This is a genomic window from Pseudoxanthomonas sp. PXM01 (assembly GCF_014851815.1).
GTDB lineage: Bacteria > Pseudomonadota > Gammaproteobacteria > Xanthomonadales > Xanthomonadaceae > Pseudoxanthomonas_A.
Map to the genome: position 1 here is coordinate 978,240 of NZ_JACVAJ010000002.1, position 12,241 is coordinate 990,480.

The 12,241-nt window shown below is 66.8% G+C and carries 15 protein-coding genes; 7 read left to right on the forward strand and 8 right to left on the reverse strand.

Features of this window, described 5'->3' with window-relative positions; translation table 11 throughout:
• The first annotated feature begins 9 nt into the window (after positions 1-9).
• Entirely contained in the window at positions 10-528 is a 519-nt protein-coding gene (locus IB230_RS14055; protein ID WP_192273278.1) for an adenine phosphoribosyltransferase, read from the forward strand.
• Between the two features lie 33 nt (positions 529-561).
• Here the strand turns inward: IB230_RS14055 and IB230_RS14060 are convergent, their stop codons facing one another.
• Positions 562-771, reverse strand: a complete 210-nt coding sequence (locus tag IB230_RS14060; protein WP_192273280.1) for a hypothetical protein — start codon at positions 769-771, stop codon at positions 562-564.
• 344 nt (positions 772-1,115) lie between these two features.
• Complete coding sequence (locus IB230_RS14065) at positions 1,116-1,532, reverse strand: transposase (protein ID WP_192273282.1); 417 nt, start codon at positions 1,530-1,532, stop codon at positions 1,116-1,118.
• A gap of 333 nt (positions 1,533-1,865) precedes the next feature.
• Between IB230_RS14065 and IB230_RS14070 the strand changes: the two genes are divergently transcribed.
• The 3 genes from IB230_RS14070 to IB230_RS14080 all read left to right on the forward strand — a co-directional run bounded on the left by IB230_RS14070 (position 1,866) and on the right by IB230_RS14080 (position 3,637).
• Positions 1,866-2,528: an ECF-type sigma factor gene (locus IB230_RS14070; protein ID WP_192273284.1), complete on the forward strand. Its 663-nt coding sequence runs from the start codon at positions 1,866-1,868 to the stop codon at positions 2,526-2,528.
• A gap of 149 nt (positions 2,529-2,677) precedes the next feature.
• Positions 2,678-2,893 carry a hypothetical protein gene (locus tag IB230_RS14075; RefSeq protein WP_192273286.1) on the forward strand — a complete coding sequence of 72 codons (216 nt, stop codon included), beginning with the start codon at positions 2,678-2,680 and terminating at the stop codon, positions 2,891-2,893.
• Positions 2,894-3,214: 321 nt separating this feature from the next.
• Positions 3,215-3,637 (forward strand): hypothetical protein, encoded by a 423-nt coding sequence (locus IB230_RS14080; RefSeq protein ID WP_192273289.1) that lies wholly within the window; start codon positions 3,215-3,217, stop codon positions 3,635-3,637.
• A gap of 112 nt (positions 3,638-3,749) precedes the next feature.
• On the opposite strand, the gene IB230_RS14085 is transcribed toward IB230_RS14080, so the two are convergent.
• The gene (locus IB230_RS14085; RefSeq protein WP_192273291.1) at positions 3,750-4,586 is read right to left on the reverse strand and encodes a hypothetical protein; all 837 of its coding nucleotides are present in this window, start codon (positions 4,584-4,586) and stop codon (positions 3,750-3,752) included.
• A gap of 168 nt (positions 4,587-4,754) precedes the next feature.
• On the opposite strand from IB230_RS14085, the gene IB230_RS14090 reads away from it, so the two are divergent.
• Together IB230_RS14090 and IB230_RS14095 are read left to right on the forward strand one after the other, a co-directional pair.
• A complete protein-coding gene (locus IB230_RS14090; RefSeq protein WP_192273293.1) occupies positions 4,755-5,201 on the forward strand; it encodes a hypothetical protein in 447 nt (148 codons plus the stop codon).
• A gap of 99 nt (positions 5,202-5,300) precedes the next feature.
• Positions 5,301-5,879 carry a mechanosensitive ion channel family protein gene (locus tag IB230_RS14095; RefSeq protein ID WP_192273295.1) on the forward strand — a complete coding sequence of 193 codons (579 nt, stop codon included), beginning with the start codon at positions 5,301-5,303 and terminating at the stop codon, positions 5,877-5,879.
• Between the two features lie 24 nt (positions 5,880-5,903).
• Here IB230_RS14095 and IB230_RS14100 read toward each other — a convergent pair whose 3' ends face one another.
• From IB230_RS14100 to IB230_RS14115, 4 genes are all read right to left on the reverse strand, one after another.
• Entirely contained in the window at positions 5,904-8,030 is a 2,127-nt protein-coding gene (locus IB230_RS14100; protein WP_192273297.1) for a methyl-accepting chemotaxis protein, read from the reverse strand.
• 189 nt (positions 8,031-8,219) lie between these two features.
• Positions 8,220-9,461, reverse strand: a complete 1,242-nt coding sequence (locus tag IB230_RS14105; protein WP_192273299.1) for an MFS transporter — start codon at positions 9,459-9,461, stop codon at positions 8,220-8,222.
• A gap of 77 nt (positions 9,462-9,538) precedes the next feature.
• On the reverse strand, positions 9,539-10,054 hold the full coding sequence (locus tag IB230_RS14110) for a hypothetical protein (protein ID WP_192273301.1): 516 nt from the start codon (positions 10,052-10,054) through the stop codon (positions 9,539-9,541).
• A 99-nt stretch (positions 10,055-10,153) separates the two neighbouring features.
• Positions 10,154-11,443, reverse strand: a complete 1,290-nt coding sequence (locus IB230_RS14115; protein ID WP_192273304.1) for a glycoside hydrolase family 2 TIM barrel-domain containing protein — start codon at positions 11,441-11,443, stop codon at positions 10,154-10,156.
• An 81-nt stretch (positions 11,444-11,524) separates the two neighbouring features.
• Between IB230_RS14115 and IB230_RS14120 the strand changes: the two genes are divergently transcribed.
• On the forward strand, positions 11,525-11,911 hold the full coding sequence (locus IB230_RS14120; protein WP_192273307.1) for a DUF6165 family protein: 387 nt from the start codon (positions 11,525-11,527) through the stop codon (positions 11,909-11,911).
• Positions 11,912-11,922: 11 nt separating this feature from the next.
• Here the strand turns inward: IB230_RS14120 and IB230_RS14125 are convergent, their stop codons facing one another.
• Entirely contained in the window at positions 11,923-12,123 is a 201-nt protein-coding gene (locus IB230_RS14125) for a hypothetical protein (protein ID WP_192273308.1), read from the reverse strand.
• Between the last annotated feature and the right edge of the window lie 118 nt (positions 12,124-12,241).

Sequence of the window (12,241 nt, forward strand, 5' to 3'; positions counted from 1 at the left end):
AGCGCCACCATGCCCGCCTGGACTGACCTGCTGCGCGACATCGCCGACTTTCCCAAGCCCGGTATCCTGTTCAAGGACATCACGCCGGTCCTGGCGGACGCCAACGGCTTCGCCCACGCGGTTGCCGCGATGGCCGCGCCGTGGAGGGATGCATCGCTCGATGCGGTGGTGGGCGTGGAAGCACGCGGCTTTATTCTCGGTGCCGCGCTGGCGCGCGAACTGGGCGTGGGGTTCGTACCGGTACGCAAGCCGGGCAAACTTCCCGCACATACCCTGTCGCTCGATTACGGCCTGGAGTACGGGCGCGACCGTCTGGAAATCCACGCCGATGCCCTGCCCACCGGCGCGCGCGTCATCGTGATCGACGACGTGCTGGCGACCGGTGGCACGCTGAAAGCGGCTGTGCAGCTGGTCGAACAGCAGGGTGCCATCGTGATCGGCACCGGCGTACTGGTGGAGCTGGGCTTCCTCGCTGCACGCGCCACCTGGGACCATGCCGCCCCGCTGCATGCGGCCGCGATCTACTGACCGGTCACGGGCGATGGCCCGCAACCTGTCGGGTCAGTCGGGCACGCGGGTAACGTAGGCACCGGTGCCGATGATCTGGAAGGTGTCGTTGTCGATCCGGCGCACATGGCTGCCGTCCTCCAGCACGTAGGCGGGCGCCTGGGGGCCGTCTCCGCGGGACGCATCGGCTTCGTCGCGCCGGGTCACCTGGATGCGGCAGCGACGGCCCGCGGAATCCTCGGCAGTGAAAACATGCGTGGTCATGTGGCCTCCTGCTTGCAGGGATGGGGCCACGACGATAGGCCATCGCACGTTAAGCGCACCGAAGCGGAATGTCATCGATCCGTGGATGCCGTAAAAAACGAGGGGAGGCATTGCGCCTCCCCTCGGCGCCTGAGCGCGACGCCGCCCATGTGTCGGGCACGGACGGCGATGGACACACTCCCTGGGGATTGGAGTGGTCCCACCTAGCCACGGGCGGGGGTACGCCCGCGGATAGCGGTCTGCGGATGAGCGTGGGGGGACACCTCACCCCCGTCACGCCAGCCCGCGGTTCTGCAAGGACTTGCCCTACCTATTCGCGTTGCCTTGCACGTCACAGGACATGCTCAGGAAGCGCGCATGGCCCGGCTGAGGTACTTGGTGTTGTTGCGATGCAGGTAGCGCTCGATCAAGGCATTCAGATCGAGAGCGCGCTGGTCCTGCGGGTCGAAATGCGCCAGCACCTGGGTCCAGTTGCCATCCTGTGCCCAACGGATGAAGCGGACGTAGATGCCGTGCCATGAACCGAAGTCCCGCGGCAGGTCCGACCAGTAGGCGCCGGTCTGTGCGACCCACAGCACCGCCTCGATGAACCGGCGCGCATTGCCACCGTGACGCGCCCGTGCGCCGACGCGGCCAGGCAACGCGTGCATCAGGCGCTTCCATTCTTCTGCCGTCAGGCGCTCCGTGATGGGCCATTGGCTGATCGCGCGAGGACCCACGCCCTGCGGCAGCGTCCAGTGCGCGGGCAGCGCGACGGCCATCTCCTGCTCTCCCCTCGCGTCGCCTTCCTTCCGCGCGGGATCCGCCGCGCCCTCATGCACCATGGCCCGTCCCCCTCTCCGCCGCGATGGTGTTTTCCCTCGCCATCGGCTTCATCGCCAATGGCCCTGCCGCACATACCTTCCTCAAACTACGCATGCCGTCCTCTCGTGGATCCCGCCGTCTCGATACACCTGTCTCACTCATTCACCGCTTGCCGCTCGCGCCGCCCCTTGGGCCTCAGCCCACAGAAGGCGTGCCAAGGCTTGCTTGATGGCCCCGGGAGGGGTCTTATATGCAAGGAACGAGATCGTGATGGCAGGCACATTCCGGACATGACAGGGCGATGGGACATCGGCGGAACGGAGGCCGGCACTGGGGAGATGCCGGGCTCGCTCGACGTGACCGCGATACCTCCCCCGGACCCGGATTCCGTCACCCAGCTGCTGGGGGAGGTCGAGAAGGGCCAGGCCGGTGCCTGGAACCGCATCTACGCGCTGCTGTACCGCGACCTGCACCAGATCGCCCGGTCGCAGATCCGCCAGCAGCGCCGTGGCCACGTGCGCTCTCCCACGTCCTTGATCAGCGAGACCTGGCTGAAACTGGCCAGCGCCGACTTCAGCGTCGAGAACCGCGCCCACCTGGTGGCGCTGGTCGCGCGCGCCATGCGCTTCGTCCTGCTGGACGAGGTCCGCCGCACCCTGGCGGAGAAGCGTGGCGAAGGCATGGACCTGCTGCCGCTGGACGAGACCACCGAGCCGGGCCAGAGCTCACGGCTGGAGCAGTTGCTGATCCTCGATCAGGCGCTGAACGACCTGGCCAAGCTGGACGCCCGGCTGGCACAGGTCGTGGAGATGCGCTATTTCGGCGGGCTCAGCGAACTGGAAATCGCGGGCGTGCTGAAAGTGACCGAGCGCACCGTGCGCCGCGACTGGCGGAAGGCGCGCGCCTTCCTGTTCAGCCATCTCGGCGAAGGCGAGCTGCCCGACCCCGTCTGAGGTACCGCGCTGCGGACGTACGTCCGGAAATGCCGTCCGGCAGCGAATCCTACAGACGTGCTTCATCATCCCCTTTCCGCCTCTTCCGCCCACCGCGTTGCGCCCTCGGCTGCGCTGGGCATCGCGTGGATCGTCGGAACGGCACAGGCATGAAGCAGGCCAAGGCCCTCGCGATGGGTCTGTTCAGCGCGTACTGTGAAATGGCCGACGACGATCAGGCCAATGCCCTGGCGGTGCTGAGGACCGTCGACCCCACGGTCCATGATGCCTTGGTCCAGTTGCTGGTCGCAGATGCGCTGGCCCATGCGCTCGACGTGCCGCCCTGGCTCTGCCTGAACGCGTCGACCAGTCCGCAGACGGATTAGCCGGCCGGCCGCACACCGGGGCGCGTACAGCGCGTCGCTGACAGGCCTTGCTGGCTGGACGCCTGCTGCCCTTGATCCGGCTCGAAGATGCCGTCGGGATCTCCCGATGCCGTACCCGCCCCCTGATGCACCCGTCGGGCGCTCCGCTGTGGCCTGCGTCGCACTTCGCATCACATTTGTCACGGCATCCGGTCACTCTCCCGCCCTCGGCGCGAGGCGCGGGTGTGGAATTGAGACAGCGTTGGCAGCCGCCCCACCGGGGGGGCTCGCTAGCATGGACCCCTCCCGTCGAAACCCGTCCTTACCGCACAAGGAGTGCAGATGACGATCCATGCCGCCGCCGCATTCGCCGGCACCTGGCACCTGCTCCCGGAGCAGTGCGATTACCAGCTCGGGCGTGCGCCGCGCGCCGGACACTACCGGCTGGCGTGCGCGGACGACGGCGCGTTGTCGATCGCATCGGAATGGCTGGGCAGGAACGGCAAGCGCCACCGCGCCGCCTTCGATGGCAGGGCCGATGGCACGCCCTACCCCTATCGCGGCACCCCACATGCGGATGCGCTCAGTTTCGAATCGGTATCCCCCACGCAACTCCACTCGACCACCTGGCACGACGGCCGGGAAGTGCAATGGTCGGAACGCGAACTGGTGGATGCCGACACGCTGGTCATCCGCATGCGCGGCCATCTGAGCGACGGCCGCAGCTACACCAACGTGGGCGTATTCCGGCGCCAGGACAGCTGACGTCATCCGCCGGCCCGGCGGCCATCGAGCCCGCCGACACAGAAAGGGCGCCCGGAGGGCGCCCTTTCTGTTTTCGGACAACCGGACGAAGATCGTCCGCGGCAATCCGGCTTCAGCGCGTCTGCACGCAGTTCTGCAGCCACAGCACGCGCTTGAAGTCGTCGTAGCGCAGGAACTGGCCCTTGAACACCACGCGGTCGCCCTTGCGGAACGTCAGTACGTTGGCCAGCTGGTTCGGTTTGAACAGGCACGCGACACCCACGCGCGGCTCGTTGTCGCCGGGCACCTGCAGCAGGCCCGTGCCCGGCTGCGGGATCTCAAACGAGACGTTGTAGTCCTCGCCGTCCTCCTGCACGTAGTCCACGCGGCCACGCAGCGCATAGTGGCGGCCCTTGTGGCGCGCGGTGACGGCGACCGCATTGCCCTTGGCTTCACGTGCGATCTCGCGCGAGAACGCGTAGACGTCCTTCACCGTCACGTCGGCGTTGTTCTGCGTCTTCGCGCCTTGCGTGGCGGCAGCGCGACCTTCCTTGCCGCCCTTCAACTTGGCGAGGATTTCGCACATGTAGGGCCGCATCGCATCCTGCTTGGCCAGCTGGCCCTTCTCCGTCTTCACGGTCATCTGCACCACCGCCGCGCCGCCTTCCTGGCTGATGTTGATCAGCGTGGGGATCGCGCGCGTGGCACCGGTGGAGCGTTGCTCGACCAGCATCGCCCCGGTCTCGACGTCCTCGGTGATCACGTCCATCTTCTCGCCGATCATGATGCCGCGCATCTGCGCCATCGCATCCTTGACCGACTGGTCCGGCACGGTGATGCGGCTGGAGAAATCGGCGCCCGAGAAGATGCTGCCGGACTTGCTGAAGTTGTCCTCGCACTCACCCGCGATCGCCTCGGGCGCCACGCTCGCCAGGGCGAACGCGATGGCAGCAAGTAGCTTGTTGGTCATGTGGTCCTCACATAGTGGAAGTAGCGGGCATCCCGGACACCACGCACCATGCTTCCGACTGCGAAGGATCCGTCCCCACCGCATTCTTGCAAGGTCGGGCAACACATCACAAGCGCCCCGCGCTCTAGAATCGCGGTCCTCCTTCAAACAGATGTCAAATCCACGACCATGCAACACACGTCACGTCCGCGCCGGCTTTCACTCCGCATCGCCGCCATCGCGGCCCTGCTGTCCTTCGCCGCCGGCGCATCCGCAGGCGATGTCGCGCCATCCCGTGCCTTGCCGGCGGACGTGCAGGCCGATGTCGAGGCGATCGCCGAACAGTTGGCGCAGGTAAGCGACACCGAAACCGCGCTCGCCTGCAGCAAGGCCGTCGACAATGCGCGCTACGGCGTGGAAACGATGCTGGAAGTCGGTGAGAAGAACCTGCGCGACGGCTACTTGACGCCGTCCGCGTACGACGCGATGGCACCCGCCCTGCGCTCGCTTCTCGGCGTACTGAGCGTGCAGGACTGCGAATCCGCCAGCGGGCCGCGGCGCGACTTCTACCAGTGCATGTCCAGCGACTACAACCACGTGCTCGCCTGCGGCAAGGCGCATCCGTTCGAACCCTGAGGTTGACCATGCGCACCGGCGCCGTCACCCTTCCTGCATGACAACGCACGCCCCCTCCTCCCTCGAACGCCTCCATCCAGCCCCCATGGAGGCCTGCTGATGTCGTGGCCCGAATTCAACGGTTGGCTGCAGGAGGGCGCCGCCGTCGTCATTCCGATCGCGCAGGCGCTCGCGATCCTGCTGGGTGCGTGGCTGCTGCTGCGGGTGCTGCGCATCGTCGTGCGCCGCATCTGCGACAGCTACCACCTGCCGGCGCAGGTGGCGGTCAGCGCGCGCCGGCTGCTTGGGGCGCTGGTCTACATGTCCGCGGCCATGCTGGCGCTGGGTCGACTGGGCGTTTCCGGCAGTGTGCTGTGGACGGCGCTGACGGGCTTCACCGCGGTGGCTGCCGTCGCGTTCTTCGCCGCCTGGAGCGTGCTGTCGAACATCTTCTGCAGCGTGCTGATCCTGACCACACGGCCGTTCCGCGTGCACGACCACATCGAGGTGCTGGAGAACGGCGACAAGCCGGGCTTGCGCGGCCGCGTGATCGACATCAACCTGCTCTACACCACGCTGCTGGAAGAGGACACCCTGCGCGGCGACACCGTACTGCAGATTCCCAACAGCCAGTTCTTCCAGCGCACCACGCGGCGCTGGCGCTCGGGCTCGCCACCGGCGGCGTCCGCGCCGGAGTGAGCGCGGCCGCCCGTCGCCGACGGGTCAGGCGGCGGCCAGGACGCGGGACGCCGAGGCAGGCCGTGCATCCAGGACAAACACATCCACCGCCTGGATCAACTGCTGCGCCTGCTCTTCCATCGACCGGGCGGCGGCGGTGGCTTCTTCCACCAGGGCGGCGTTCTGCTGGGTGGTCTCGTCCATCTGCACGATGGCCTGGTTGACCTGTTCGATGCCGGCGCTCTGCTCCTGCGAGGCAGCGGAGATCTCGGCCATGATGTCGGTCACGCGCTGCACGCTGGCCACGATCTCGGCCATCGTCGCGCCGGCCTGGTTCACCAGCGCCGAACCGTCGGCGACCTTGTCCACGGACGTCTCGATCAGGCCCTTGATCTCCTTGGCCGCATTGGCCGAGCGCTGGGCGAGGGTACGCACTTCGCTCGCCACGACAGCAAAGCCGCGGCCCTGCTCACCGGCACGGGCGGCTTCCACCGCGGCGTTGAGCGCCAGGATGTTGGTCTGGAACGCGATGCCGTCGATGACGGAGATGATCTCGGCGATCTTCTTCGAGGATTGTTCGATGTCGGCCATTGTGGTGACAACGCGTGACACGGTTGCTCCGCCTTCCGACGCGATGGACGCAGCACCGATCGCCAGCTGGTTCGCCTGACGGGCGGAATCCGCGTTCTGGCGCACGGTGGAGGTCAGCTCCTCCATCGACGCCGCGGTTTCCTCCAGATTGGCCGCCTGCTGTTCGGTGCGGCGCGACAGGTCGGTGTTGCCGGCCGCGATTTCGCCTGCCGCCGCATCGATCGACGCTGAAGCACCCTGGATGTGCCGCACGATGTCGCGCAGCTGCACGACCGTGGCGTTGGCGTCGTCGCGCATGCGCGCGAACACACCGTGGAAGTCGCCCTCCATGCGTGCGGTCAGGTCACCGCGGGCGATCGCCTGCAGCAGCAGGGACACCTCGGCCAGGTTGGCGTCGGTGGTCTCCATCAGGCGATTCAGGCCGGCGACCATGTCGCGGAAATCGTGCTGGTACTTGCGCACATCGCCGCGCAGCGAGAAGTCGCCCGTCGCGGCCGACTGCGCCAGCCGCTTGATCTCGCCGTTGATGGCCGACAGGTTGGCCTTGGTGGCATCCATCGCATCGGTCAGCACCGCCTTCTCGCCGGGCAGGCGGTCCATGTCGACGGAAAGATCACCGATGGCATAGCGCTGCATGATCTCTACCAGGCGCATCTTCACCGCGATGTGCGAGGCGACGAGCGTGTTGGCGCCGCGGACCATGCGGCCGTACTCGCCCGGGAACGCACCGTCGTCCATGCGATAGCTGATCTGGCCTTCGTCATGACGCGTGGCCATGTCGCTCTGTGCGGCGATCACGCCCTTCAGTGTGGACGTCATCGCCAGCATCGCGGTACCCAGCTGGCCGATCTCATCGCCGCTGCGCACGTGGATGCGCGGATCCAGGCTGCCCGCGGCCACGGCGCGCGCGACGTTCGCCGCATCGACGACCGGGCGGATGACCGACCGGCGGATCCACCAGCCCAGCACCGCGACCAACACCAGCGCGGCCAGCACCGACAGCACCGCGCACAGCACCAGCGTGCGGCGCGCTTCCTGCGAACGCGCCACCACGGCCGCGTCGGCAAGCACCTTGGTACGCGCGATCAGGGCTTCCAGCGTCTTACCCAGTTCGCGATCCATGCCCTTGACCAGGGCATCGCCTTGCTGCGTGTCGTAACCGGCGGCGGCGAACTGCTCCAGCGCCGCGTGGTAGTTGCTTTCCAGCGTGGTGTGCTGTGCCTGGAAATCCCGGGCCAGTTGCTGCGCTTCGGCATCGGCCAGCGTGGTCGACAGTGAGCCGGCGAGCGCCGCCACCTCGCGCCCCTTCTCGTCGAACGCCGCGACGTACCTGGTGCGCTGTTCTTCGTCGTGACCGCGGATCAGGATGTTCTTCCACTCCTGCACCTGCACGCGGAAGTCGCGGCTCAGGCGTTCGCCCTCGGCGGCCTGCGCCACCTGCGGCGGCACCTCCGTCGACAGGCTCAGCCATGCGGAGCCCAGACCCACGAGCGCGCACAGCAGGATGACGACGAGACCGAGCGTCAGGGAGCCCAGCAGCTTGGCCTGCAGGCTGTAGGAACGGGGGACGGAAGACGACATGCGGCACGACGCGAAGAGGAAGGGACGCTCTTCTTAACGGCGTCGAATGCACGGAGTTAAGCCGCACTGACGCCCGCACGGCGATGTTTTTTATTGCAGTTTCGTGACACGCCTGCACAGCAATCGCGTGCTACCCGAAAATCCTGGCCCAACTCAATGCGTTACTTCATGACACAGGGATGACAGCACTCAGGAGGCGGTGTCGCAGGCAACGTTGGCCGGCGTGCTCGCACCGCGCAAGGTCCGCTGTGCCCACACATAGATCAGCAGGCCTGCGACCGCCATTGCCGCACCGACGTAACCCGTCGATGTCCAGCCGTAACCGGCCGTGATCGCCATGCCGCCCAGCCAAGGTCCCAGTGCGTTGGCGGTGTTGAAGGCGGCATGGTGGGAGGCGGCAGCGAGCGTCTGCGCATCGCCAGCCACGTCCATCAGGTGGGATTGCAGAATCGGACCCAGTGCGCCCATCAATCCAATGGTTACCGTGGCCAACAGGATCGTCGGCAATCCCTTCGCCAACAGCGGGAACATCAGCAGCGCCACCATCGCCCAGGCCAGCACCATCCACGCGCCGCGCAACTGGAAACGGTCCGACAGCCAGCCGCCCACGAAATTGCCGATCACACCGCCCACGCCGAACCCGGCCAGGCCCAGCGGAATCCATGCCGGCGACACACGCGTCACCTCCAGCATCGTCGGTGCCAGGTAACTGAAGACCGAGAACATGCCGGCGAAGCCGATCGCACCGATCGCCAGCGCCTGCCACACCGGCAGGCGGTTGAAGGCGCGCAGTTCGTCCAGGGGATGCGCCTTCGCGCCGTCGATACCGGCCGGCAGCCAGACCGCCAGCAGCAGCGCCGTGCTCAGCGCCACCATCGCCACCGCGGCGAACACCCAGCGCCAGTCGATGATCTGGCCCAGCCAGGTGGCCAGCGGATTGCCGATCAGGATGGCCAGCGTCAGGCCCAGCATGACCAGGCTGATCGCGCGGCCGCGCTTGTTCGGCGGACTGATCGCAACCGCCGTCAGCGCGGCGACGCCGAAGTACGCGCCATGCGGCAGGCCTGCGATGAATCGGAAGACAAGGAGACTTTCATAGGTCGGCCCAAGCGCACTGGCGAGGTTGCCAAGCGCATAGAACCCCATCAGTGCGAGCAACAGGGTCTTGCGCTTCCAGCCCGCCCCGAGGATCGCCAGCAGCGGCGCACCGACCACCACACCCAGCGCGTAGGCGCTGATCAGATGGCCGACCTGCGGCTCGGTCACGCCGAGCGAGGCCACCATGTTGGGCATCAGCCCCATGCTGGCGAACTCGCTGGTGCCGATGGCGAAGCCACCCAGCGTCAGCGCGAACAGGATCAGGCCGACCTGACGTGCAGTCAGGGTTTCGGCGACGGAGGGGAAGGAAACGGGGGGCGATGCGACATCCATGCCACTATTATGCTGCGCCGCAGCAGCGAAGGTCGACCCCATGCGTGGAACGCTGGGGTCGACCGCCGGAGCCGCCCTCAGGGCTTGATGCCCAGGATCTCCATCGCCTTGATGTAACCGGGCGTCTTTGCCTGCGGATTCTTGCGCGGCGAGTAGCTGAAGTCGTCGATCCGCACCACGTCGTAGGTGAAGCTGCCGTGTTCGGTACGGCTGTAGTACGCCTGCGAATCGGGACTCTGGATCCAGGTGTTCGCGGCGCGGCCGTGATTGCGCATCTTCTCCAGCACCTCCGGATGCTTCCGCGCAAGGTGGTCGTAGAACTGGATCACGATGTCACGCTCGGCAACGGGGTCGAACTTCTCCCGAAACGCGACCAGGTTGGTCAGCACGCGGACGCGCTTCTTGTACGGGATGTCGGCGGCCCAGATCTGCGCCTGACCACGCAGTTCCACCTTGAAGGTGTCGGTCTCGTGGTAGATGAAGATCTGGCGCGTCTGCGCCAGCGCGGTCGATGCCAGCAGCATCAACGCGGCAGCGGCGGAAAGGCGCAACAGCCACCGCGCGTGCAGCGCGCGGGTTTGGGTCATGGTCATGCGGATGCTCCGGTTTCGGGAAGGAGCTCCGATGCTCGTCACACGCCGGTCGACGCGACAGCCGCGACCGGGACTTGATAGCCACCGTGTACGGAACCGTCAGCGCGCTTCCACCCGGAACGGCAGGTTGGCGTAGGCCGCATGCCCCTGGCCGTCGTGGACTTCGACGAACAGCCGGTACATGCCCGCCGTCTCCGGTGCGGTGAAGGTCATGCCACCTTTGCCGTCTTCCTGTACGGCCAGCGCGACCGCAGGCGGCACATCCTCGCGATCGCCACCGATGCTGGTGGCGGTGCTTTCGTGCAGCACGGTCCAGCGATAACGCAGCGGATCGCCCTCAGCATCGTGCGCCTTGGCCTGCGCGGTGTACGTCTTGCCCGGCGCCAGCGTGATGCTGTCGAGGGCGACACGGCCGTCCAGCCGCAATGGCTGGATCGACGGCGCACGGTTCGCAGGCCACGCGCCGGTCCAGACGTACTGCATCGCGTCCACCGCCGGCGTGCTTTCGCCGCTGGGCAGGAACAGGCCGTACCACGTCGGCGTGCGTTCCTGCTTGTTGCCCCACAGGAACACGTACGAGCCCAATCCCTGCTTGGTGTCCGACGCGATCACCTGTTCGTAGCGCTGCTGCAACAGGGCTGCCTTGCGCGACGCATCGTCCTCGATCGGCGCCTTCCACGTGGTCAACGGACTTTCCCAATGGCCGGTCGGGCCCCATTCGGTGACGACGTACGGACCGGTCCATCCACTGCTTTGCAGCTTCTCCGGCAATGCGCCGATGTCGCCGTACAGCTGGATGCCGATCAGGTCCAGCGATGGCGCACGCGCCTTCAGCAGGTCGATGAGCTTCTTGTCGAAGCCGGCCAACGTGGTCATCACAGGGTGGTTCGGATCTTCCTTGTGGATCGCGTCGGCGATGCCGCCCACCGCATCCCAGACTTTCGGATTGCTGTAATGCAGGTTCAGTTCGTTGCCCACCACCCACATCAGCACGGCGGGATGATCCTTGTAGAGCGCGACTTCGCGACGGATGCGCTCGCGCTGCTTCTTCACCGCGTTGGCATCGTCGTAGTCGAACCCGTGGCGCTCGTTGCCGACCTCGATGCCCATCGCCACTTTCAGGCCGTTGCGTTGCGCGCGGTCCAGCATCACGCGCACCCTGGCCTCGTCCAGGCCGGTGCTCCAGGTCCGGAAGGAATTGCCGCCTCGCGCGGCCAAGGCCTCCTGCCCTTCCCCGCCCATGCCGGCACCCTTCACGCGGAACGGCGCACCATCCACCAGCAATACGTACGCCCCCTCCTGCTGGACGATGCGGACCTGCGACGGCGCCGCGAGCACCAGAGGCGATACGGCCAACAGGAAGATCGACACGAACAGGCGCTGCAGCATGCGGGCACTCTCCGACCATCAAGGGACGGCGCATCATGCCATGCACGCCGTCATCGCCCCCACCAGCGCTAGAATGGGCGCATGAACACCATTCTCATCCCCGTCTCCATCGGCGAACTGGCCGACAAGCTGACCATCCTCGAGATCAAGGCCGAACGCATCGAAGACGCCGGCAAGCGCCAGCACGTGCAGGTCGAACTGGAGGGCCTGCGTGCGCTGTGGATGCCGCTGGAAGGCGCGCAGGACGAACTCGCCCCGCTGAAGCGCGACCTGCGTGCGATCAACGAGCGCATGTGGGACGTGCAGGACGCACTGCGCGCCAAGGAAGCCGCGCAGGCCTTCGACGAGGAATTCGTCACGCTGGCGCGCGCGGTCGCTCAGCGCAACGGCGAGCGCATTGCGGTGAAGAACACGATCAACCGCCTGGCGGGTTCCCGCTTCATCGAAGAGAAGCAGTACCAGGCGTAAGCGGCAGTGCGCTACGCCACGCCGTGGCGCTCGCGGATCACCTGCAGACGCTCGCGGTAGTACAGCGCATCTGCCGCGACCTTCGGCGGGTTCTCCGCCAGCCAGTCAACGGCCTGCCGCATCAGCGCCGCCTTGTCGGCGTCGGGCGCTTCCAGCGCGGTATCCACGCGATCCAGCTGCAGGATGACGTCTTCTCGGGTCGGGGTCGTCATACGTGTTCTCCTGTGCGATGCCAGGAGTCTGGACCGGCGCGTGTGTTTGCCGCGTCATCGTCGTGGTACATGTGTCCGGGCGCTCCTGCCCCCCTCAGTGGCGCCCGCTGCTGCGTCC

Excerpts from the sequence above, each read along its gene's own strand:
- IB230_RS14055 (WP_192273278.1), top strand. The coding sequence starts at position 10 with ATGCCCGCCTGGACTGACCTGCTGCGCGACATCGCCGACTTTCCCAAG.
- IB230_RS14060 (WP_192273280.1), bottom strand. The coding sequence starts at position 771 with ATGACCACGCATGTTTTCACTGCCGAGGATTCCGCGGGCCGTCGCTGC.
- IB230_RS14065 (WP_192273282.1), bottom strand. The coding sequence starts at position 1,532 with ATGGCCGTCGCGCTGCCCGCGCACTGGACGCTGCCGCAGGGCGTGGGT.
- IB230_RS14070 (WP_192273284.1), top strand. The coding sequence starts at position 1,866 with ATGACAGGGCGATGGGACATCGGCGGAACGGAGGCCGGCACTGGGGAG.
- IB230_RS14075 (WP_192273286.1), top strand. The coding sequence starts at position 2,678 with ATGAAGCAGGCCAAGGCCCTCGCGATGGGTCTGTTCAGCGCGTACTGT.
- IB230_RS14080 (WP_192273289.1), top strand. The coding sequence starts at position 3,215 with ATGACGATCCATGCCGCCGCCGCATTCGCCGGCACCTGGCACCTGCTC.
- IB230_RS14085 (WP_192273291.1), bottom strand. The coding sequence starts at position 4,586 with ATGACCAACAAGCTACTTGCTGCCATCGCGTTCGCCCTGGCGAGCGTG.
- IB230_RS14090 (WP_192273293.1), top strand. The coding sequence starts at position 4,755 with ATGCAACACACGTCACGTCCGCGCCGGCTTTCACTCCGCATCGCCGCC.
- IB230_RS14095 (WP_192273295.1), top strand. The coding sequence starts at position 5,301 with ATGTCGTGGCCCGAATTCAACGGTTGGCTGCAGGAGGGCGCCGCCGTC.
- IB230_RS14100 (WP_192273297.1), bottom strand. The coding sequence starts at position 8,030 with ATGTCGTCTTCCGTCCCCCGTTCCTACAGCCTGCAGGCCAAGCTGCTG.
- IB230_RS14105 (WP_192273299.1), bottom strand. The coding sequence starts at position 9,461 with ATGGATGTCGCATCGCCCCCCGTTTCCTTCCCCTCCGTCGCCGAAACC.
- IB230_RS14110 (WP_192273301.1), bottom strand. The coding sequence starts at position 10,054 with ATGACCATGACCCAAACCCGCGCGCTGCACGCGCGGTGGCTGTTGCGC.
- IB230_RS14115 (WP_192273304.1), bottom strand. The coding sequence starts at position 11,443 with ATGCTGCAGCGCCTGTTCGTGTCGATCTTCCTGTTGGCCGTATCGCCT.
- IB230_RS14120 (WP_192273307.1), top strand. The coding sequence starts at position 11,525 with ATGAACACCATTCTCATCCCCGTCTCCATCGGCGAACTGGCCGACAAG.
- IB230_RS14125 (WP_192273308.1), bottom strand. The coding sequence starts at position 12,123 with ATGACGACCCCGACCCGAGAAGACGTCATCCTGCAGCTGGATCGCGTG.